The sequence below is a fragment of the Kitasatospora sp. NPDC114501 genome, assembly GCF_055633695.1.
This window is the reverse complement of the sequence record NZ_JBVKDS010000004.1, coordinates 340,550-359,732: the sequence shown is the minus strand read 5'-3', so window position 1 is coordinate 359,732 and position 19,183 is coordinate 340,550. Positions and strand designations below refer to the sequence as shown.

The 19,183-nt window shown below is 75.6% G+C and carries 19 protein-coding genes; 4 read left to right on the top strand and 15 right to left on the bottom strand.

Annotated elements, in window-relative coordinates; all coding sequences use genetic code 11:
• Nucleotides 1-124 precede the first annotated feature (124 nt).
• Nucleotides 125-1,114 carry a bile acid:sodium symporter family protein gene (locus ACZ7RU_RS10710; RefSeq protein WP_470340593.1) on the top strand — a complete coding sequence of 330 codons (990 nt, stop codon included), beginning with the start codon at nt 125-127 and terminating at the stop codon, nt 1,112-1,114.
• Here the strand turns inward: ACZ7RU_RS10710 and ACZ7RU_RS10705 are convergent.
• From ACZ7RU_RS10705 to ACZ7RU_RS10680, 6 genes are all read right to left on the bottom strand, one after another.
• On the bottom strand, nt 1,080-1,595 hold the full coding sequence (locus tag ACZ7RU_RS10705; protein ID WP_470340524.1) for a hypothetical protein: 516 nt from the start codon (nt 1,593-1,595) through the stop codon (nt 1,080-1,082). The genes ACZ7RU_RS10710 and ACZ7RU_RS10705 overlap by 35 nt on opposite strands.
• Nucleotides 1,596-1,692: 97 nt before the next feature.
• A complete protein-coding gene (locus tag ACZ7RU_RS10700) occupies nt 1,693-2,535 on the bottom strand; it encodes a hypothetical protein (RefSeq protein WP_470340523.1) in 843 nt (280 codons plus the stop codon).
• Nucleotides 2,532-4,343, bottom strand: a complete 1,812-nt coding sequence (locus ACZ7RU_RS10695; RefSeq protein ID WP_470340522.1) for a GMC family oxidoreductase — start codon at nt 4,341-4,343, stop codon at nt 2,532-2,534. Before ACZ7RU_RS10695 ends, ACZ7RU_RS10700 begins: the two co-directional genes overlap by 4 nt.
• Nucleotides 4,340-4,813: a hypothetical protein gene (locus tag ACZ7RU_RS10690; protein WP_470340521.1), complete on the bottom strand. Its 474-nt coding sequence runs from the start codon at nt 4,811-4,813 to the stop codon at nt 4,340-4,342. Before ACZ7RU_RS10690 ends, ACZ7RU_RS10695 begins: the two co-directional genes overlap by 4 nt.
• 228 nt (nt 4,814-5,041) lie before the next feature.
• Entirely contained in the window at nt 5,042-6,139 is a 1,098-nt protein-coding gene (locus tag ACZ7RU_RS10685; protein ID WP_470340520.1) for a TIGR03617 family F420-dependent LLM class oxidoreductase, read from the bottom strand.
• 29 nt (nt 6,140-6,168) lie between these two features.
• The gene (locus ACZ7RU_RS10680; protein ID WP_470340519.1) at nt 6,169-6,840 is read right to left on the bottom strand and encodes a TetR/AcrR family transcriptional regulator; all 672 of its coding nucleotides are present in this window, start codon (nt 6,838-6,840) and stop codon (nt 6,169-6,171) included.
• A gap of 61 nt (nt 6,841-6,901) precedes the next feature.
• On the opposite strand from ACZ7RU_RS10680, the gene ACZ7RU_RS10675 reads away from it, so the two are divergent.
• Nucleotides 6,902-8,476: a carboxylesterase/lipase family protein gene (locus ACZ7RU_RS10675; protein ID WP_470340518.1), complete on the top strand. Its 1,575-nt coding sequence runs from the start codon at nt 6,902-6,904 to the stop codon at nt 8,474-8,476.
• 146 nt (nt 8,477-8,622) lie between these two features.
• Here the strand turns inward: ACZ7RU_RS10675 and ACZ7RU_RS10670 are convergent, their stop codons facing one another.
• Nucleotides 8,623-9,303, bottom strand: coding sequence for a type 1 glutamine amidotransferase domain-containing protein (locus ACZ7RU_RS10670; protein WP_470340517.1), 681 nt, complete (start codon nt 9,301-9,303; stop codon nt 8,623-8,625).
• 177 nt (nt 9,304-9,480) lie between these two features.
• On the opposite strand from ACZ7RU_RS10670, the gene ACZ7RU_RS10665 reads away from it, so the two are divergent.
• The gene (locus ACZ7RU_RS10665; RefSeq protein ID WP_470340516.1) at nt 9,481-10,392 is read left to right on the top strand and encodes a LysR family transcriptional regulator; all 912 of its coding nucleotides are present in this window, start codon (nt 9,481-9,483) and stop codon (nt 10,390-10,392) included.
• A gap of 24 nt (nt 10,393-10,416) precedes the next feature.
• On the opposite strand, the gene ACZ7RU_RS10660 is transcribed toward ACZ7RU_RS10665, so the two are convergent.
• From ACZ7RU_RS10660 to ACZ7RU_RS10630, 7 genes are all read right to left on the bottom strand, one after another.
• Complete coding sequence (locus tag ACZ7RU_RS10660) at nt 10,417-11,250, bottom strand: ABC transporter permease subunit (RefSeq protein WP_470340515.1); 834 nt, start codon at nt 11,248-11,250, stop codon at nt 10,417-10,419.
• Nucleotides 11,247-12,260: an ABC transporter ATP-binding protein gene (locus tag ACZ7RU_RS10655; protein ID WP_470340514.1), complete on the bottom strand. Its 1,014-nt coding sequence runs from the start codon at nt 12,258-12,260 to the stop codon at nt 11,247-11,249. Before ACZ7RU_RS10655 ends, ACZ7RU_RS10660 begins: the two co-directional genes overlap by 4 nt.
• Before the next feature lie 155 nt (nt 12,261-12,415).
• Nucleotides 12,416-13,843, bottom strand: a complete 1,428-nt coding sequence (locus ACZ7RU_RS10650) for an RtcB family protein (RefSeq protein WP_470340513.1) — start codon at nt 13,841-13,843, stop codon at nt 12,416-12,418.
• Nucleotides 13,844-13,893: 50 nt separating this feature from the next.
• Nucleotides 13,894-14,349 carry an archease gene (locus tag ACZ7RU_RS10645; protein WP_470340512.1) on the bottom strand — a complete coding sequence of 152 codons (456 nt, stop codon included), beginning with the start codon at nt 14,347-14,349 and terminating at the stop codon, nt 13,894-13,896.
• Between the two features lie 98 nt (nt 14,350-14,447).
• Nucleotides 14,448-15,686, bottom strand: coding sequence for a styrene monooxygenase/indole monooxygenase family protein (locus ACZ7RU_RS10640; protein ID WP_470340511.1), 1,239 nt, complete (start codon nt 15,684-15,686; stop codon nt 14,448-14,450).
• Nucleotides 15,687-15,868: 182 nt separating this feature from the next.
• Nucleotides 15,869-16,621 carry a thioesterase II family protein gene (locus ACZ7RU_RS10635; RefSeq protein ID WP_470340510.1) on the bottom strand — a complete coding sequence of 251 codons (753 nt, stop codon included), beginning with the start codon at nt 16,619-16,621 and terminating at the stop codon, nt 15,869-15,871.
• Nucleotides 16,622-16,797: 176 nt separating this feature from the next.
• A complete protein-coding gene (locus ACZ7RU_RS10630; protein WP_470340509.1) occupies nt 16,798-17,421 on the bottom strand; it encodes an AAA family ATPase in 624 nt (207 codons plus the stop codon).
• Nucleotides 17,422-17,878: 457 nt separating this feature from the next.
• On the opposite strand from ACZ7RU_RS10630, the gene ACZ7RU_RS10625 reads away from it, so the two are divergent.
• The gene (locus ACZ7RU_RS10625) at nt 17,879-18,061 is read left to right on the top strand and encodes a hypothetical protein (protein WP_470340508.1); all 183 of its coding nucleotides are present in this window, start codon (nt 17,879-17,881) and stop codon (nt 18,059-18,061) included.
• Between the two features lie 59 nt (nt 18,062-18,120).
• On the opposite strand, the gene ACZ7RU_RS10620 is transcribed toward ACZ7RU_RS10625, so the two are convergent.
• Nucleotides 18,121-19,104, bottom strand: a complete 984-nt coding sequence (locus ACZ7RU_RS10620; RefSeq protein ID WP_470340507.1) for an ABC transporter ATP-binding protein — start codon at nt 19,102-19,104, stop codon at nt 18,121-18,123.
• Nucleotides 19,105-19,183 lie beyond the last annotated feature (79 nt).

The window sequence follows — 19,183 nt, the reverse complement described above, 5'->3', positions numbered from 1 at the left end:
GCGCGGGGAGCGGACGCCCGGGGCCCGGACGCCTGGGGAGCGGACATCCGGGCCCGGGGCCGGGGCGCACCGCGGCCCCGGGCCCCGCCCGCGCGGGCTGCTGCCGCGCTGGCTGGACCCGTACATGGCGGCGCTGGCCGGGACGGTCGGGCTGGCCGCGCTGTTCCCGGCCTCGGGCAACTCGGCGCGGGTCGCCGAGGTGGCCTGCGACGTCGCGGTGGCGTTGCTGTTCTTCCTCTACGGCGCCCGGCTCTCCACCCGCGAGACGCTGGCCGGGCTGCGCCACCTGCGGCTGCACGGGCTGGTACTGGCCGCCACCTTCGTGCTCTTCCCGCTGCTCGGCGTGGCGACGGCGCTGCTCACGCCCGTCCCGCTGACCGGGCAGTTGCAGACCGGGGTGCTGTTCCTCTGTCTGGTGCCCTCGACGGTGCAGTCCTCGGTGGCGCTCACCGGCGCCGCCGGGGGCAACGTCCCGGCGGCGATCTGCGCGGGCACCTACTCCAGCCTGGCGGGGCTGGTGCTGACGCCGCTGCTGGCGGCCTGGCTGCTGGGTTCGCACACCCAGCTGTCCGCCGACGGGTTGCTGCGGATCGGTCTCCAGTTGCTCGCGCCGTTCCTGCTCGGGCAGTTGCTGCGGCCGTGGCTCGGCGGTCCGCTGTCCCGGCACAGACGGGTGCTCACCCCGGTGGACCGCGGCTCGATCCTGCTGGTCGTCTACACGGCGTTCAGCGCGGCGGTGTCCCAGGGCATCTGGGGCCTGGCCACCCCCCTCGCGCTGCTCGGGCTGCTCGTGGTCCTGCTCGCCCTGCTGGCCGCCGCCCTGGCGGCCACCGCGCTCGGCGCGCGGTTGCTGGGGCTCGACCGGGCGGCCGCCGTCGCGGCGGTGCTGTGCGGTTCGCAGAAGAGCCTGGCCAACGGCCTGCCGATGGCCACCGTTCTGTTCGGAGCCCAAGCCGGGCTGATGGTGCTGCCGCTGATGCTCTACCACCAGCTCCAGCTGATCGTCGGCACCGTCCTCGCCGGCCGCTGGTCACGGGTGCCCTCGGCCGACGGAGCGCCCGACCCGGCACCGGCCGCGCTCACCGGTCCGGGCGCTCCGCCAGCGCCCGGCTGATCCCCCGGCGCAGCCTCGCCGAGGCGCCGGGCTGTCGGCCGAGCCGGTGCAGCCGTTCGGCCGACAGCTCCGGTCGGCGCGCCAGCTCCAGCACCGCCGCGAACGGGCGGTCACCCTCCTCCAGACGATCACCCACCAGACCGACCAGGCCGTCCAGCGCCTCGCCCGTGACGGCGGGGTGGGCCGCGAGCAGCCGCAGGAGGCGGTTGTCGTTCCACGTGCTGTTGCGCCGGGCGGACAGCGAGGCCAACAGGTCGGCGGGCGCGGCGGCGTTGGAGGCGATCGCGTGCCAGACGAACGGGTACTCGCCCCGGGCCAGTCGGCGCAGGACCTCAGGGCTCGACGTGCGTTCGGCCAGCCGCCGGTAGTCGCCGCCGTCGTGCAGCTGCTCCAGCGCCTCGGCGTCGTCCGGTGAGAACGTCGCGCCCTCCCTCGTCCGTCTCGTTCGTGGCGGGCGCGACCCTAGCAGGTGGGCTGCCACTGCCCCCAGCCCCCTTCGGCGGGGGTGCTGAGGGCGGTGGCGAGCGCGGCGACGTCCCGCCGTACGGCGGTGCCGCCCGGGGCGAAGAGCGGGGCCGTCACCGGACGTAGTAGGCCCGGTTGTGGGCGGCGACCGGCGGGGACTGGTAGGTCCAGACACCGGCGGCCGGGGCGTCGGCGATCAGGTGGGCGAGGTCGCGGGCGGACTCCTCAGCGGGGTTGCCGAGGTCGAGCCGGACGCGCTCGGCGGTGCGGTCGTCCAGGGCGTAGTAGCGGTACGGCTGGTAGACGTTGAGCGGTCCGGCCAGCAGCTTGCCCTCGTCGTCGGTGCCGTAGCCGGTGATCGGGGTGTTGTTGACGGACTCGGGGGTGAGGCCGACCAGGTTGACGTCCAGGGCGAGGAGTTCCTCGTCGTGGCGGCTCAGTCCGTCCTGCCCCAGGGTGGCCCGACGGCAGGAGACCGACCAGCGCTCGCGCACGTCGGGCGCGTTGAGGGAGGGCAGGGTGGTCTCGAACCAACCCGGGTGCTTGGGTTCGGCGTACAGCCGGCGCCCGGCGTCGATGGCGAGCGGGTTGTCGCAGAGCACGTGCAGCCGGGCGATGCCGAGCAGTTTGGTCTGGTCGTAACCCCGGGCGTACTGGCCGTAGTTGACCACCGGCATCCGCTCCTCGGCGAAGACCGGGTGGGCGATCAGGTTGATCTCCAGCTCCTGGGTGATGCCGCCGCCGTTCGGGTACTGGGCGAAGTAGAGCTGGTAGTTGAGCGAGACGCACGCCCCGCCGTCGAAGGCCGCGACGTTCAACCCTGGGTGGCGCTTGGCGAGGAGTTCGCGCGCCCGCCCGCGGTCGACCAGGTAGTCGACACCGATGTTGTGCAGCGCGCCGTAGTGGAAGGGCAGGTGGTACGGCTCCGGGACGGGCGGCAGCGGCAGGCCGGTCATGAGGGCTCCGAGGGCGAGGAGGACAAGGAGGGCGACGAGGACGGCGAGGGCGGTACGGGCGTGCGGGCGACCGCCGGGCGGTGCAGCTCCAGCAGGTCGTGGTGCATCCGCTCGGCGCTGCGCAGTGCGAGGGCGGCCATGGTGAGCGAGGGATTGGAGGTGCCGAGGGAGGGCATCGAGCCGCAGCCGACGGCGTACAGGTTGGGGTGGTCCCAGCAGCGCTGCCAGTGGTCGACCACCGAGTTCGCGGGCGAGTCGCCCATGACGTGGGTGCCGCCGGCGTGGCCGGCGCCCCGGTAGCCGTGGACGGTTCCCCGGTGTTCGAGCCGTCCCGGCCACCCGGCCGCCGGGTAGGCGGTGTGGTCCTCGGCGCCGAGCAGGGCGAACAGTTGGTCGGAGACGGCCCGGGCGGAGGCCATTCCCTCGCGGACGTACTCCGAGAGGTCGTAGCGGACGGCCGGGCTCGGTAGACCGAGCGGGTCACGGTGGTCCCGGTCGAGCGTGACCCGGTTGGCCGGGTCGGCGGGCTGCTCCAGTTCGAACTGGAGCGAGAACTGACGGCCCAGCCGCCCGCCGAGCTGCTCGCGCAGCTCCTTGCCGCGCAGGCCGGCCGAGAGCAGCGCCGCCGCCTCGGCCTCCGGCGCGCCGCCCGCCCAGGACCAGCCCCAGTTGCCGATCTCGATCCGGAACGGCGCCCGGCGGTCGCGCCCGGGGCCGAGGCGGAACGCCTCCAGGCCGCTGGTGGACCCGGGCCCGCGGTAGGGCCCGACCGGGCGGGGCATCAGCCCCCAGGTGAGCAGGGCCGGGTGGTCCATCAGGTTCCGGCCGACCTGGTCGCTGCGGTTGGCCAGTCCGGAGAGGAGCAGCAGCCGGGCGTTCTCGATCGCGTGCGCGGCGAGGACGACCAGGTCCGCCTCCACCCGGTGGGCCGTGCCGCCCGCGAGGTACTGGACTCCGGTGGCCCGCCCGGTCTCCGGGTCGGCCAGTACCCGGGTGACGACGGCCTCCGTGCGCAGTTCCACCCCGGCCGCCCAGCGGGCCTGGGTGCGCAGCGGGGTGTACTTGGCACCGCTCGGGCAGGCCGGGACACAGCTGGCACTGCCCGCGCAGAGCGGGCCGTCGGCGGAGCCCGGCCGGGTCGGCACGCCGTTGCGGGCGTGCGGGGTGGCGGTGACGGCGAGCCGGGCGGGGTCCGGTGCGGCGGGGTCGCGGACGGTCCGGCCGTCGAGGGCGCGGGCCAGCTGCCGATCGAGGTAGCTGGCCGGGATGGCGCGCATCGGGAAGTCGTAGCCCTCCGGGAGGGGCAGTCCGACGGCGCGGCGCTGCTCCTCGGCGTCGGCGGCGACGCCGAGTTCCCGTTCGGCCTCGCGGTAGTGGGGCTCCAGGTCGTGGTAGCCGATCGGCCAGTTGCGGCCGTGGCCGAGGTCGCCGGTGCGGAAGTCCTCGGGGTGCATGCGCGGGGTGAGCCCGGTCCAGAGCAGTCCGGTGCCGCCGTTGGCTCGCAGGTAGCCGCTGGCGTAGGGCAGCGGCCCGTACTGGCGGAGGTGGCCGGTGGCGGTGAAGCCGCCGTCCGGGTGCCCGGTGACGTCGGTGACGTCGGGTGACGGCGCGTCGGGGCTGTGCGGGTAGGGCGAGGTGGGCGGTCCGCCGCCGGCCGCCCGGTGGGCGGTGGCGGCCTCGGCGCCGGTGGGCGCGGCCCGTCCGGCCTCCAGCACGAGGACCCGCCGGCCCCGGGCTCCGAGGCGGTGGGCGACCAGCGTCCCGGCGAAGCCCGCGCCGACCACGACGGCGTCCCACCGGGCGTTCACCGGCCCTCGCCGGCGGTGTCCGGTGCGGCTGCTCCTCGGGTCTCCGCTCCTCCCCTGGCTTCCGCTCCTCCGCGAGCCGCCGGACCTCCCCGGGCCTCCACCCCTCGCGGTGCCTCGGCCCAGCTGCCGTGTCCGGGGGCGGCGGCGCCGGGTGGGACGGCGCGGAAGGTCCGCCAGACGAGTCCCTGGTCGCGGGCGCGGGCGGAGGAGGGCGCCTCGCCGGGCCAGGCGCCGACGTACCAGAGGTGGACGAGGGCGTGCTCGTCGCGGACCCGGTGGGCCAGCGTGGTGCGGTGGTGCTCGTCCGCCATGCCGGTGGAGCGCAGTTCGGGCACGTCGAAGCCGGTCAGCTCGGCGCAGATGCGCAGGAACTCGTCCAGGTCGGCCAGGGCGTCGACGTACTTGTTCGCGACGGGGTCCCAGCACTCCGCCAGGTCGTAGTCGGCCGGGCGGTCGTCGGACACGGGCACGCGGGCACCCCCATGATCGGCAACAGGTGGCCGAGGCATGACAGGCCGTTCGGCACGGTGGTCCGTACGGCGCGGCAGGCCCCACAACGCGGCGGGCCAGGAGCGTCGGTCTCCGCCGAACGGCCCGGCCCGCCACCGCGATCCTGCCGCCCGGCGCCACCACCGGAAACGCGTTGCGCGAATCTGCCCGGACTTCGTCGCCCTTGCCCGGTCAGCCGCCCACTGCGATCACCCGGCGTCCGCTTCCGCTCGGCCCGCTGCCCGTACCGCCGCCAGGACGTCCAGGCCCAGTTCCGGGTCGGCGTCCTCGGGCAGGCTGACGGACAGCCGGGTGACCAGGCCCGTGTACCGGTGGTGGATCTCCCGGGCGACCTCCTCGGCCGGACCGCAGACCGCGAAGGTGTCGAACACCTCGTCGTCGATCAGCGCGGCCATCTCCGCCCAGCGCCCGCGCACCGAGTGGGTGTGCAGCTCCTCCTGGAGCCCCTCCCAGCCGTGCTGCGCCAGCACCGGGCGGTAGGCCGGTGTGGAGGCGTAGAACGCCAGCCGCTCGCGGGTGGCCGCCCGGTTGGCCGCCAGCTCCTCCTCGGTGCGGCCGGTGGCGGTGAGCACGCTGCCGACGATCTCGAACGGCCGCTCGGTCCACGCGGCGCCCTCCGCCTCGGCCCGGGCCCGCTCCTCGGTCAGGCCGGGCAGCACCTGCTCGGTCAGGTAGGCGGTGGAGGTGAACGGGTGGCTCAGGAAGCCGTCGGCCACTGCCCCGGCGGTCCTGGTCATCAGCGGCCCGACGCCGGCCAGCAGGATGCGCGGCACTCCGGACGGGACCGGGTCCGGCGAGAACACCGGCGTCATCACCGTGTGGGTGTAGAACTCGCCCCGGAAGCGCAGCCGTTCGCCGGTCTGCCAGCTGTGCCAGATCGCCCGCACCGCGTGGACGTACTCGCGCATCCGGGCGGCCGGCCGGTCCCAGGGCATCCCGAAGCGCTTCTCGATGTGCGGCTTGACCTGCGAGCCCAGTCCGATGACGGCCCGTCCGCCGGAGGCCGCGTGCAGCCCCCAGGCCTGGTAGGCGAGCGTCATCGGCGTCCGGGCGAAGGCCACCGCGATGCCGGTGGCCAGCTCGATCGACTCGGTCCGGTCGGCCGCCCGGGCGAGCTGGAGGAACGGGTCGTACGCGGTCTCGGCGACCACCAGCCGGTCCATGCCCCGGCGTTCGGCCCGCTCGGCGGCGTCCAGGATGCCCGCCGGGTGTCCGGAGGCGGTGGCGTCGAGGCGCAGGGCCTCGGGACGGAGGCCCTCGAGGCGGAGGGCGGCGGGTCGGTCCATGGCGGTGCTCCTGGTCGCGGGCTGCGGTGTCACCCGGGAAGCCTGCCATGCCCCGGACCGGCGAACAGCCGGTCCAGGTGCCGGTCGACGGCGGCGAGGACGGCGGCGGGCTCGACCACGTCCAGCTCCAGCAGGGTGGTGAACCCGGTCAGCGCGAGCAGCAGGTCGGTCTCCACCACCGGGTCCCGGTCGGCCGCCAGGTACCCGTCCGCGACGGCCTGCCGGACCACCTGCTCGACCATCGCCCGCCCCTGGAGCAGGCCGCCGCGCGCCCGTGCGTGGACCTCCTCGTCGTGCAGCGCCTCCAGCACGTAGGCGGCGCTCATCCGGCTGGTCGCCCGCGCGTCGGCGTGCAGCGGCAGCAGTTCGACCAGCATCGCCCGCAGCACCTCACGCGGGTGCGGCCGTTCACCGAGCGCCGCCATCGCCCGGCCGACCCGCAGCGCGCTCTGCTCGCCGGCGAAGTCCATCGCGAAGGTGAGCATCTGCGCCCGGGAGCGGAAGTAGTGCTGGAGCTGCCCGAGCGAGATGCCGGCCTCCTGAGCGACCTCGCGCATCGTCAGGTGCGTGGCGCCGCGCCGCTCCACGACCCGCCACAGCGCACGGGCGATCGTCTCCCGGCGTTCCCGGTGGTCGACCTGCTTCGGCATGAACGGCGGCTCCTCGGACTCGCTCCGCGCGGTGGCGGACTCCTTTTCCATACGCTTGACATAATACAGCTGACCTATAACGTGGGAAGCCTTCCGAGGGAGGAGCGTCCCCATGCCAGAGCAACCCGTCGTCCGCACCACCGAGGGACTCGTCCGCGGCCGCTGGGAACCGCAGCGCCGCCAGGACCGGCGGAGCGGTCAGGAGCAGCAGCCGGAACAGCGTCGACCGGAACAGCAGCGGGAACAGCGGGAGGGCCGGGAGCTCGCGGTCTTCCGCGGCATCCGCTACGCCCAGGCGCCCGTCGGGGCGCTGCGCTTCGCCGCCCCGGTCGAGCCCGAGTCCTGGGACGGCGTCCGCGAGGCGGCCGCCTTCGGGCCCGTCGTCCCGCAGTCCGGGCCGATGCCCACCGGGGCCGGCCAGGCCTCCGAGGACACCGACTGGCTGACGCTCAACGTCTGCACGCCCGATCCGGGCGCGGGCGGGCTGCCGGTCCTGGTCTGGATCCACGGCGGCGGGTACATGTCCGGGGCCTCCGGCGACCCGCTGTACGACCCGACCGCCCTGGCCGCCGCCGGGCTGGTCGTGGTGACCGTCAACTACCGCGTGGGCGCCGAGGGCTTCGCGCTGCTGGAGGGAGCCCCGGCCAACCGGGCCTTCCTGGACCAGATCGCCGCCCTGCGCTGGGTGCGGCGCAACATCGCCCGGTTCGGCGGGGACCCGGCCCGGGTGACCGTCGCCGGGCAGTCCGCGGGCGCCGGGGCGGTCGCCGCCCTGCTGTCGATGGACGCGGCCCGCGGCCTGTTCCGGCGGGCCGTGGCCCACACCGTGCCGGGCAACCACTGCACCCCCGCCCTGGCCGCCGAGGTCACCGCCGAGCTCGCGAAGCTGGTCGGCACGGCCCCCACCGCCGCCGCACTGGCCGAGGTGCACCCCTGGCGCCTGGCCTCGGCGGTCACCGAACTCGGCGCCGCGCTGCCGCAGCACCTCGCGCGCTGGGGCCGGCTGGCGCAGAGCGGCATCGCCACCGTCCCGGTGGTCGACGGCGAGGTGCTGCCCGGCTCGCCGTGGTCGGCGCTCACCGACGGCGTCGAACTGCTGGTCGGTCACACCCGGGACGAGTTCCGGCCGTTCAGCGTCCTCAGCGGTCGGCACGGCACCTTCACCGAGGAGGAGGCCCGGCTCGCGCTGGAGCTGTTCGCCCCGCCGCCGGACGGGCCGGACGCCTACCGGGCCGCCTTCCCGGGGGCGACGCCCTCCGACCTCCTGGACACCGTCAAGTCGGACGCCCTGTTCCGGGTGCCGTCGCTGCGCCTGGCCGAGGCCAACGCGGCGGCCGGCGGCACCTCGTACCTCTTCGAGCTGGCCCTGACCGCCCCCGCCCTCGGCGGCGTCTTCGGCGCCTGCCACGGCCTCGACGTACCGCTGGCCTTCGGCAGCCTGGACAGCCCGATGGCGCGGCAGGTCCTCGGCGACCAGCCCCCGCCGGAGGTGTTCCAGCTCTCGGCGGAAATGCGGGGGGCCTGGGTCCGGTTCGCCACCACCGGCGACCCGGGGTGGCCCGCCTTCGATCCGGACGGGCAGCTCACCCGGGTCCTGGACGCCCGCTCGGAGACCGCCCGCTACCCGGAGCAGGCCACCCGCCGGATCTGGGCGGGGCACCCGCTCACCGCCTACGACCTGCACTGACGGCGGTTTCGCGGCAGGGGGGCCGGGGCCCGACCGAGGGAGCAGGCGCCCCTGCCGGCTCGGGCCCGGGCCAAGAACCGGACGGGCGGGCGACCGGGAGGAACCCCGCGTCGCCCGCCCGTCCGGGTGGAGCCGCCGTCCGGCCGTTACGAGGCCGAGGCGTTCAGCAGCTTCAGCAGCTCGGTGGCCACCAGCGCCGAGGAGGCGGGGTTCTGGCCGGTCACCAGGTTGCGGTCGACGACCACGTGCGGCGCCCAGGCCTCGCCCTCCTCGAAGTCCACGCCCAGCTCGACCAGCCGGTCCTGGAGCAGCCACGGCGCCCGGTCGGCCAGGCCGGCCTGGGTCTCCTCGGCGTTGGTGAAGCCGGTCATCCGGTACCCGGCGAACGGCGAGCCGCCGTCCTCGGCCCGCGCGGCGAGCAGCGCGGCCGGGCCGTGGCAGACCACCCCGAGCGGACGCCCGGAGGCGAGCGCCCGGGTGAGCAGGCGGCCGGAGTCCGGGTCGACCGCCAGGTCCTCCATCGGGCCGTGGCCGCCGGGGTAGAACACCACGTCGTAGTCGGCCGGGTCGACCTCGGCCAGCGCCAGCGGCTGCCGGAACTCGGCGATCTTCTCCAGCTCCTCGGCCATCGCCGGGTCGGTCAGGCTGGCCCCGTCGGCGACCGGGACGACACCGGCCGGGGTGGCGACGGTGACCCGGTGGCCGGCCTCGGTGAAGGCGCGGTACGGGACGACCGCCTCCTCCGCCCAGAAGCCGGTCGGGTGGGCGGTGCCGTCGTTCAGGGTCCAGAACTTCGCGCCGGTCAGAACGAACAGGATGTCGGCCATGGGGTGTGCCTCCAGGGGTGCCGCGGTCCGTGCCGCGACGGTCCGCCGCGGCGCTCACGGCATCGACGCTAGACGCGCCCGGCCCGCGCGAACCAATGGGCCACGCGATGTGAGGCATCGGAATCCCGATACCTCACCCGGACCGTCCAGCCATCGGAATCCCGTAGGCTCGTCCACATGAGCGATCGGCCGACCACCGGCTCCGGCCCGCTGGACCTCAACCAGCTGCGGACCTTCCTCGCCGTGCACCGGGCCGGCTCCTTCACCGCGGCCGGGCACCTGCTGGGCCTGTCCCAGTCCACCGTGACCGCGCAGATCCGGGCGCTGGAGCAGCGGCTCGGCCGGGAGCTGTTCGAACGCCGGGCGCGCGGGGTCAGCCCGCTGCCGTACGCCGACGACCTCGCCACCCGCCTCGCGATGCCGCTGGACCAGCTCGCGGGCGTCGCCGACGGGCGCGGCGGCGGCGCGCCGGAACCGGTCCACCTCGCCGGACCGGCCGAGTTCCTCGGCACCGTCCTGCTGGCGGAGCTGGCCCCGCTGGTCGCGGAGGGCGTCCAGCTGCGGGTGACCGCCGGGCTGACCGACCCGCTGCTGGCGGAGCTGCGGGCCGGGCGGCACGACCTGGTGGTCGCCACCCGGCGTCCGCGCGGCCGGACGCTGCTCGCCGAACCGCTGGCCGACGAGGAGTTCGTCCTGGTCGCGGCCCCGGTCTGGGCCGAGCGGCTGGCCGGCCGCGAGCTGCCCGGCGCGCTGGCCGAGGTCCCGTTGCTCAGCTACGCCGAGGACCTGCCGATCGCCCGCCGCTACTGGCGGCACGTCTTCGACCGGCGGCTGCACGCCCGGGCCGCGGTCACCGTGCCGGACCTGAGGGCGGTGCTCTCGGCGGTGACCGCCGGCGCGGGCTGGAGCGTGCTGCCCGGCTACCTGTGCCGGGCCGAACTGGCCTCCGGGGCCCTGCGGCTGCTGCACGAGCCCGCCGATCCGCCGATCAACACCGCCTACCTGGTCCGCCGCCCGGCCGGCTCGGCCAACCCGCACGTGGCCCTGGTCCGCGAACGGCTGCTGGCCACGGCCCGCGACTGGTTCTGACCGGCCGCCGCGCCCGCCCCCGCCTCAGACCGCCAGGTCCCGCCGTTCCAGCAGCCGGAACGCCACCGCCAGCCCGAGCAGCCCCACCCCGAGCAGCACCCCGAAGGCCGCCCACGGCACCCCGCCGTGGCCGAGCACGTCACCCGGCGCGTAGTAGTGGAACGGGCTGAGGTAGCGCAGCGGCCTGGCCGGGGACCAGGCCAGCGCGACGAAGTTGAGCGCGAAGCCGACCGCGCCGAAGGCGACGGCCGCGCCGATCACGTGGGCCCGCCGCCGGCTGAGCGCGGAGACCGCCAGCACCGGTCCGGTCAGGCAGAACGCGAGGGCGCAGCCGAGCAGTCCGGCGGTGAGCACCGCGCTCACCGGGACGGCCGCGCGCAGCCGCGCGGAGAACGCCACCCCGAGCGCGAGGGTCAGCGTGGCGGCGGCGTTGAGCAGCACGGTGGCGCCGACCAGGGCGCCGGTCCGCTCGGCGAGCAGCCTGCGGCGGGAGACCGGGCGGGTCATCAGCAGCTCGATGGTGCCGGACTCGACGTCGGCCGCGACGGCGGCGGCGCCGAGCGAGCCGATCACGGTGAGCTGGAGGGCGATCCAGAAGGGGTGGGTGAGTCCGGCACCGAGCAGGCCGGGGTAGCTGGCGATGGAGACGTCGCCGTTGGAGCCGCTGAAGGCCCTGAACGCGCCGGGCGGGTTGCGGCGGGCGCCGAACAGCTCGCCGGACGGGACGGTCCCGGCGATCACCACGATCAGGGTCTCGAAGACGACCATGCCGAACAGCAGGGAGAGCAGCATCCGGCGGCGCCGGTGCAGGGCGAGCCAGACCAGCGGCAGGCGGCGGTTGACGGATCCCGGGTTCACGGCCGCCCCTCCGGTTCCGGCCGGCGGACGCCGCCGGGCGCCTCCGCGGCACCGGCGGGGCCCTCGGTCCCGACGGACCGGTAGAGGTCGAGGAAGGCCTCGTCGAGGCCCGCCTCCTCCACCGTCAGGTCGGCCACCGGGTGGTCGGCGAGCAGGGTGCGCACCGCCGCGACAACCTCGTCCGGCGGCACCAGCAGCTCGACCCGTGGGCCGTCCCAGCGCGGGGACCACCGTTCGGCGGCGCCGAGCGGCCTGGCGCCCCGCCCGTCGTCGAGGAGCAGCCGGACCCGGCGGGCCCGGGCCTGGCGCAGTTCGGCCACCGAGCGGACGGTGACCAGCCGGCCGTGGCGGACGATGGCGACCCGGCCGCAGGTGCGCTGCACCTCGGGCAGCACGTGGCTGGAGAGCAGGACGGTCCGTCCGGCCGCGGTCTCCTCGGCGAGCAGTTCGTAGAAGGTCTCCTGGACCAGCGGGTCGAGCCCCTCGCTCGGTTCGTCCAGCACCACCACCGGCGGGCGGTGCTGGAGCGACTGGACGAGTCCGAGCTTCTGCTTCATGCCGCGCGAGTACTCCCCCACCGGCCGGGCCAGGTCGGCCCGGGAGAGCTTCAGCCGCTCGCACAGTTCGCGCTGGCGCGGCACCGGTGCGCCCTGGAGGGCGGCGAGCAGGTCGAGGGTCTGCTGACCGGTGAGCTCGGGGTAGAGCCGCAGTTCGCCGGGCAGGTACCCGATCGAGGGGGCCAGCCGGCGGTGGTCGGCCACCGGGTCCAGGCCGAGCACCCGCACCCGCCCGTCGGTGGGTCCGAGCAGGCCGACCAGGCAGCGCAGCGTGGTGGTCTTGCCGGCGCCGTTGGGGCCGAGCAGGCCGAACACCTCGCCGGCCTCGACCGAGACGTCCAGCCCTTCGATGCCGACCGTGTCGCCGTAGCGCTTGGTGAGCGCGCGCAGTTCGATCACCGGGCCGGCCGGGGTGCCCCGGCGCTCCACTGTTCCGTCCGGGTTCCCCGGCATGACGACCTCCTGTGGCGGGTGCGCTTCGGTGACCGCTGCGCTCCGGCGGCGGACGCGGTCCGCTGACGGACCCGGGTCCGGTGACGGACGCGTCCGACATCCAAGCGCGCCCGGCCGGGCGCGTCGAGGGACTCGCCCGGACCGGTGCGGCGGACTCACCCCTTGCACACGCCCAACGGCACCAGCCGGGCGACCTGCCGGGCGAGACCGGCGGCCTCGGTGACGGCGGCCACCGCGTCGACGTCCTTGTACGCCTCCGGCGTCTCCTCGGCCAGTGCCCGCCAGGAGGCCGGCCGCACCGCGACCCCCCGCGCCTCCAGCTCGCTCTTCAGCCGCTCGCCGCGCACGGTGCGCAGCGCCTGGTGGCGGCTCAGCACCCGCCCGGCGCCGTGGCAGGCGGAGCGGAAGGCCTCGTTGCCGGGCAGGCCGACCATGACGTACGAGGCGGTGCCCATGGTGCCCGGGACCAGGACCGGCTGCCCGGCCTCCGCCAGGTCGGCGGGCAGGTCGGGGTCGCCGGGCGGCAGCGCCCGGGTGGCGCCCTTGCGGTGTACGCACAGCGTCCGGGGCTCGCCGTCCACCTCGTGGGTCTCCAGCTTGGCGAGGTTGTGCGAGACGTCGTAGACCAGTTCCAGTCCGACGCCGAGCGCGGTGGCGAAGGCCCGGCGGGCCGCCTCGGAGAGCAGTTGCCGGTTGGCCCGGCCGTAGTTGGCGGCGGCGGTCATGGCGCCCAGGTAGGCGCGGCCGCGCGGGGAGTCGACCGGGGTGCAGGCGAGCTGGCGGTCCGGCAGTTCGATCCGGTAGCGGTGCAGCTCGCGGTCCATGGCGCGGACGTGGTCGGTGCAGATCTGGTGGCCGAGGCCGCGCGAGCCGCAGTGGATCATGACGCAGACCTGGCCGGGCCGCAGTCCGAAGGCGGCGGCGGTCCGCGCGTCGTACACCCGGTCGACGGCCTGCACCTCCAGGAAGTGGTTGGCCGAGCCGAGGCTGCCGACCTGCTGCAGTCCGCGCTCGACGGCCCGGGTGCTCACCTCGCCCGGGGCCGCCCCGGCCAGCACACCGCGGTCCTCGCAGCGCTCCAGGTCGCGCGGCACGCCGTGGCCGTGCTCGACGGCGTAGCGGGCGCCGCCGAGCAGCAGGTCGTCCAGCTCCTCCGGTCCGGACAGCTGCCACAGCCCGCCGCGGCCCAGGCCGCGCGGGACGGTGCGGTCCAGCAGGTCCATCAGCCGGCCGATCCGTTCCGGGTCGAGCTCGTCCCGGCCGATGCCGGCCGCGAGCAGCCGGACCCCGCACGAGATGTCGAAGCCGACCCCGCCGGGCGAGACCACCCCGCCCCGCTCGACGTCGGTGGCGGCGACCCCGCCGATCGGGAAGCCGTAGCCCCAGTGGACGTCGGGCATCGCGTAGGAGGCGCGGACGATCCCGGGCAGCGTGGCCACGTTCGCGACCTGCTCCAGCGCCTTGTCCCCGGCGGCCTGCGGCAGCAGCGCACCGGTCGCGAACACCACGCCGGGCACCCGCATCGGCGGGCGCCGCTCGATCCGCCAGCGGTACCGGCCCGCCTCGACCAGTGCGATCTCCACCTTCGCTCACCCCGTTCCCGCGGGTCCGGTCCGCCGCGCTCGGGCCGGGCTCAGACGTCCATGGTGACCTGGCAGGTCCAGCCGTCCGGCCCGGCGCTCAGGTCCAGGCCGTGCAGGGAGACGGCCTTCGGCACCGCGCCGACCAGCGCGGCCGTGGCGGCGTCGGCCATCCGGAAGCGGACCGCCACCCGGCGGGCGCCGTCCAGGCCCTCGATCGGGCCGACCGCCACCGCCACCGGCAGTTCGCCGTCGGCGTCCATCCGGTAGACGACCTCCTCCAGAACGCCCGCGAGCAGGTCCGGGTCGCTCACCGCGAGGACGGTGCAGCCGCGCTCGCCGACGATCCGCGCGTCGGCGAGATCGGCGAAGCTGCCGACGACGGCGCGCACCAGCTCGCCGATGCAGCCCTCGGCTGTCGGCGCCCAGGCCTCGACCCGCAGGTCGGCCGTGTGCGGCACGCTCCGGTGGCCGCTGGCGGACCGGCCCGCGGGCTCGTGTCCGTCCACGACCGACGCCTCCCGCACCCGTTGCCGTCCCTCCCCTCCAGCGTCGTCCCGCGGACCGTCCGGGGGCAAGTGCGGTCGGATGCTCCGGGACGGGCCGGCTACTTCGAGACGGAGGCCAGGTAGGCGGCGGTGAGCTCGGGGGTGGCCAGCCAGGCGGCGTGGTCGCTCGGCTCGGCGTAGGTGTTGGCGAGCCGGCGGCCGACCTCCGGGTGTTCGGCGGCGGCCACGAACACGGCTTGGACGTGTTCCGGAACGGTCAGCATCGCGGCCGTGAACTCCACGCTGTGACGGGCCTGTTGCTGCCAGAACCGCTCGGCGGTGCGACACATCCAGTCGGCCGTGAACGGGGCGTCGCCGTGTTCGACGACGGCCCGGCGGTAGGCCTCGGCTGCCCGGGCGGCGTTGTTGGCGCCCTGCCCGGTGATCGGGTCGGTGACCACCACGGCGTCGGCGAGGCCCAGCACGTGGACGGCGTCCACGCCCGAGCCGAGTTCCGCCACCGGCCGCCGGACCACCGGGGTGACCGCGCCGAACAGCCCGGCCCCGGCGTCGGTCGGCTCGGCCTCCGTCCAGAGCTCCGCCTCCCAGGGCAGGTACTCGCCCAGCAGCTCGCGGATCCGGGCCAGTTGGACGTCCGGCGGCGGGCAGTCGCCGAAGGCGTCCAGCGGGCTGCCGGGCAGCGCCTCCCAGAGCAGGATGTCGCAGGGGCCGGAGAGGGTGAGCGCCGGTTGCAGGTACAGCTCGCCGAGGCCGGGCAGGGCGTTCATCCGGGCCCTCGGCCCGGCGGCCGGGTCCGGCGAGCCGACGCCGTGCGCGTACAGGCAGGACAGGGCCCGCTGCGGCCGGTCGAAGGGCGAGCGGGCGGCGTCGCGCTCGAAGATCCCGGACAGTGCTCCGCGCCCGGCCGCGACGACGGTCAGCTCGTGCCGGCGGGCCAGCTCGTGCAGCCCGTCGCGGTCCAGCGTGCGGTACTCGACCTCGCCGCCGCGCTCGGCCAGCAGCTCCAGCCAGCCGGCCAGCTTGAGCCGCTGGTCCACCGACTGGGCGGGCTCGTCCAGCGTCATGGTGTACTCCAGCGCCCGCACGCCCGGGGGCGCCGCCAGCACCGCCTCCACCGAGGAGACGGCCGGCGCCGACCGCGCCCAGAGGTCCAGCCCGGCCGCCGCCTCGATCCGCAGCGCGGGGCCGAACATCGCCTGGGTGGACAGCACCCGGCCGCCGCGCAGCTGCTCCGGGGTGCGCTCGGCGACCAGTGTCACCCGGTACCCGTCCGCCACCAGTCCGAGCGCGAGTTGGAGGCCGGCCTGGCCCGCTCCGACAACGGCGATCCGGCGCACGGCTGCCTCCCGGTGGTCTGTTGACGATCCGTCAAGCAGGCACAGTAGCCGAGCGGGCACGCTCCGGTCACCGCCACGGGGCGGATCGCCCCGGAGGCGGGTGCGAAGGGCGGTGCGGTGTCCGGTTCGCGCCCCCGGCGGCCGGGCCCGGCCCGGCGCCCGCCCGACCGGCCCCTGTCGGCTCAGCCGCGCAGGTGCGCGGTGAGCACCTCCACCACGTCCGTCGTCCGCTCGGCCAGGTAGAAGTGCCCGCCCGGGAAGACCCGCAGGTCGAAGGCGCCGGTGGTGTGCCGCTCCCACTGGCCGACCTCGTCGACGGTGGCGTGCGCGTCGGACTGCCCCGCCAGGGCGGTGATCGGCAGCGACACGGTGGCGTCCGGGGCGCTGCGGTAGGTCTCGACGGCCGTGTAGTCGGCCCGCAGGCTCGGCAGGATCATCTCGCGCAGCGCGGGCAGGGCGAGCACCCGGTCGTCCGTGCCGCCGAGCGCGAAGATCTCGGCGAGCAGTTCGTCGTCCGGCAGCAGGTGGACGGTGGTCGTCCGGGGCAGCGAGGGCGCGCGGCCGGCCGAGACGAACAGCCGGTCGGGCCCCTTCACGCCGTCGCGCTCGAAGCACCGGACCGTCTCGAAGGCGACGGCCGCGCCCATGCTGTGGCCGAAGAAGGTGAGCGGACGGTCCGCCCACTCCCGCAGCTCCCGGGCGAGCTGCTCGGCGAGCCCGGTCACCGAGCCGATGGTCGGCTCGGCGATACGGTTCTGCCGGCCCGGATACTGGACGGCGAGCACGTCGGCATGCGGCGCCAGCGCGTTGGCGTACTCCAGGTAGTAGCTGGCCGAGCCGCCGGCGTGCGGGAAGATCACGATCCGGGCGGGCGCGGAGTCGGACGGGTTGAACCTGCGGAACCACGGATTCTCGACGGCGGCGATGCTGGACATGCGGGGTGTGACCTCTCTCCGTGACGGACTCTCCGGTCCCAGTCTGGCAGTGCCGGGGCCGGCCGTGGGGGCGTTGTGACGATCATCGTCCCGGGGGGCCGGTTCCCACCCGGGCTCCTCCCTGCCCGACCACCTTCCCGCCGCCCGGAGGCATCCGCCGGGCCTCGCGCGGACGTTCAGCCCGCGCCCCCGAAGCGCACCGACTCGGCGCGGGAGCGGGAGACGGCGTCCAACAGCAGGACGGACGAGGCCTCCGGCGTCGGCACCGGCCCGCCGGCGCGCACGTGCCGGGTGAAGGCGGCCAACAGCCGCTCCAGGCCGCGGCGGTGGCGGGCGAAGACCCCGGTGGAGGCGTACCGGCCGCGCGCCCGCTGGCCGTCCAGGGCGGTATCGGCGCCGACGTCCAGCAGCACCAGGTGCAGTTCCCGGCCCCGACGGCCCGCCTCCCGGGCGAGCCAGCGCCGCATCCAGGCCCGGCTGCCGCAGTCGTGGACCAGCAGCGGCCCGCCGCCGCGCACCGAGGAGCGCAGCAACCGGAAGTGCTCCAGCCGGGCCCACGGCCGGTACACCGCGTACGGCAGGGCGGCGGGCATCACCGCCTCGCAGGCCTCGTGCACCGTTCGCGCGTCCACGGCCCGGACGGCCGCCCCGGACCAGCGCCGCAGCAGCGTGCTCTTCCCGGCCCCCGGCAGCCCGGACACCACCACGACGGCGTCGGCCGGGTAGACGGTGACGAACCCCGCCCCGGCCTCGCCCCGCAGATCGACCACGCCGCACGGCGCCACGACCGCATCCACCATGTCGCCCACCAGCCCGAACCCCCGTTCACGTCCGACCGGGAACCCTAACAACAACCCCCGGCCCGCCGCTCACCCCTGCCCGTGGCCGCGAACCTGCTGGGCTGCGGCTGTCCGACGGTGGCCGGGCGGCGGGCGCGCGGCGTGGGTACGTGCGCCCCTGAATCGCTCCTGGTGCTGCCCGCGATCCCGTTGAACGGCCTCGGGAAGCCGGACGTCGGCACCCTGAGAGCCCAGGTGGAGGACAGGGCCGGACGGGCGGCGGCTGCCGCAGGGGCGTGCGACAAGGTGTGACGCGCCCTGCGATTGCTTCGAGCGCCCACGCGGGCGACCTCTTGTGCCTCACCCCGCGGGAAGAACCGTCCGTGGGCACTCGACCGTGCGGCCCGACCTGCCGATACCTCCCCGGCGGCGTCGCGCACGTCGGTGCGGGCCGCACCGTCCCCCAGGAGGCACTACCTTGACCTGGCTACGCGTCCTGACCGCACTGGGCATCCTCGCCGTGGCGGCCAGTGCCCTGATCGTCTTCGCCCTCTGCACCGCCACCTCCCGCGGCGAGCGCGCCGCCGAGGAGGCGCCGCCCGACCTCCGTACGGACGCCGAGGGCAGCGGCCTCTTCCAGCGGACGGGCGGCGACGGCTGACCCTCCGGGGAGGCGGCGGCCGCCGCCTCCCCGTCCCGAACTACCCGGAGCGCCCCGGGTCAGTGGCCCGCGATGTCGTCCGGCCGGACCTCGATGTGGTCGGCCGCGAGGTCCACCGCCACCCGGTGCTCCATGCCCAGCGACTCCAGGAACTTGACCGGCAGCTGCACCCGGCCGCCGCGGTCCAGCATCACGTACTCGCGCTCGTTCACCGACTCCTCGCCGTGCTCGTCCGTCACCGTGCGGCGCAGCACCTCGCTGGCGGTGCGCCCGTCCCGGATCGCGACCGTGCGGCGGACCTCGCCCGCGACCATCGGGTCGTGGGTGACGATCACGACGGTGGCGCCCAGTTCGCGGTTGACGGTCCGGAAGGACTCGAAGATGATCCCGGCGGTCTCCGAGTCCAGCTCGCCGGTGGGCTCGTCGGCGAGCAGCACCGGCGGGTTGTTGGCCATCCCGACCGCGATCGCCACCCGCTGCTGCTGGCCGCCGGAGAGCTCGTGGGGCTTGCGGTGGGCCAGCTCCCCGATGTCCAGCGCCTCCATCAGCTCGGCCACCCGGGCGGCCTGCCGCTTGGCCCCGCCGGCGCCCGAGCGGCCGCGCAGCTGCATCGGCAGCGCGATGTTCTCGGCCGCGGTGAGGAAGGGCAGCAGGTTGCGGGCGGTCTGCTGCCAGATGAAGCCGACCACCTCGCGCCGGTAGCGCAGCCGCTCCTTGACCGACATCTCCAGCAGGTCGCAGCCCGCCACGGTGGCGGTGCCGGCGGTCGGCACGTCCAGCCCGGCCAGGATGGTGAGCAGGGTGGACTTGCCGCTGCCCGAGGCGCCGACCAGGGCGACCAGGTCGCCCTGCCGGATGGTCAGTTCCAGGCCCTGGAGCGCCTGGACCTCGACCCCCTCCGCGCTGAAGATCCGGACCAGCCGGTCGCAGACGATGGCCGCTCCCTCGCCGTACGCCTTGGGCGAGGCGGCGGCCAGGGCCCGCTGCTGGAGCTCCTGGAGGCTGGGGGCCTCGGCGACCGTCCGCTCCTGGGGAGTGCTCATCACCGCTCGTCTCCTGTCTCGACTGTCCGCTTCATCGCACCGCTCTCCACTGTCCTGGGGGATCCGGGGCCCGGCAGGG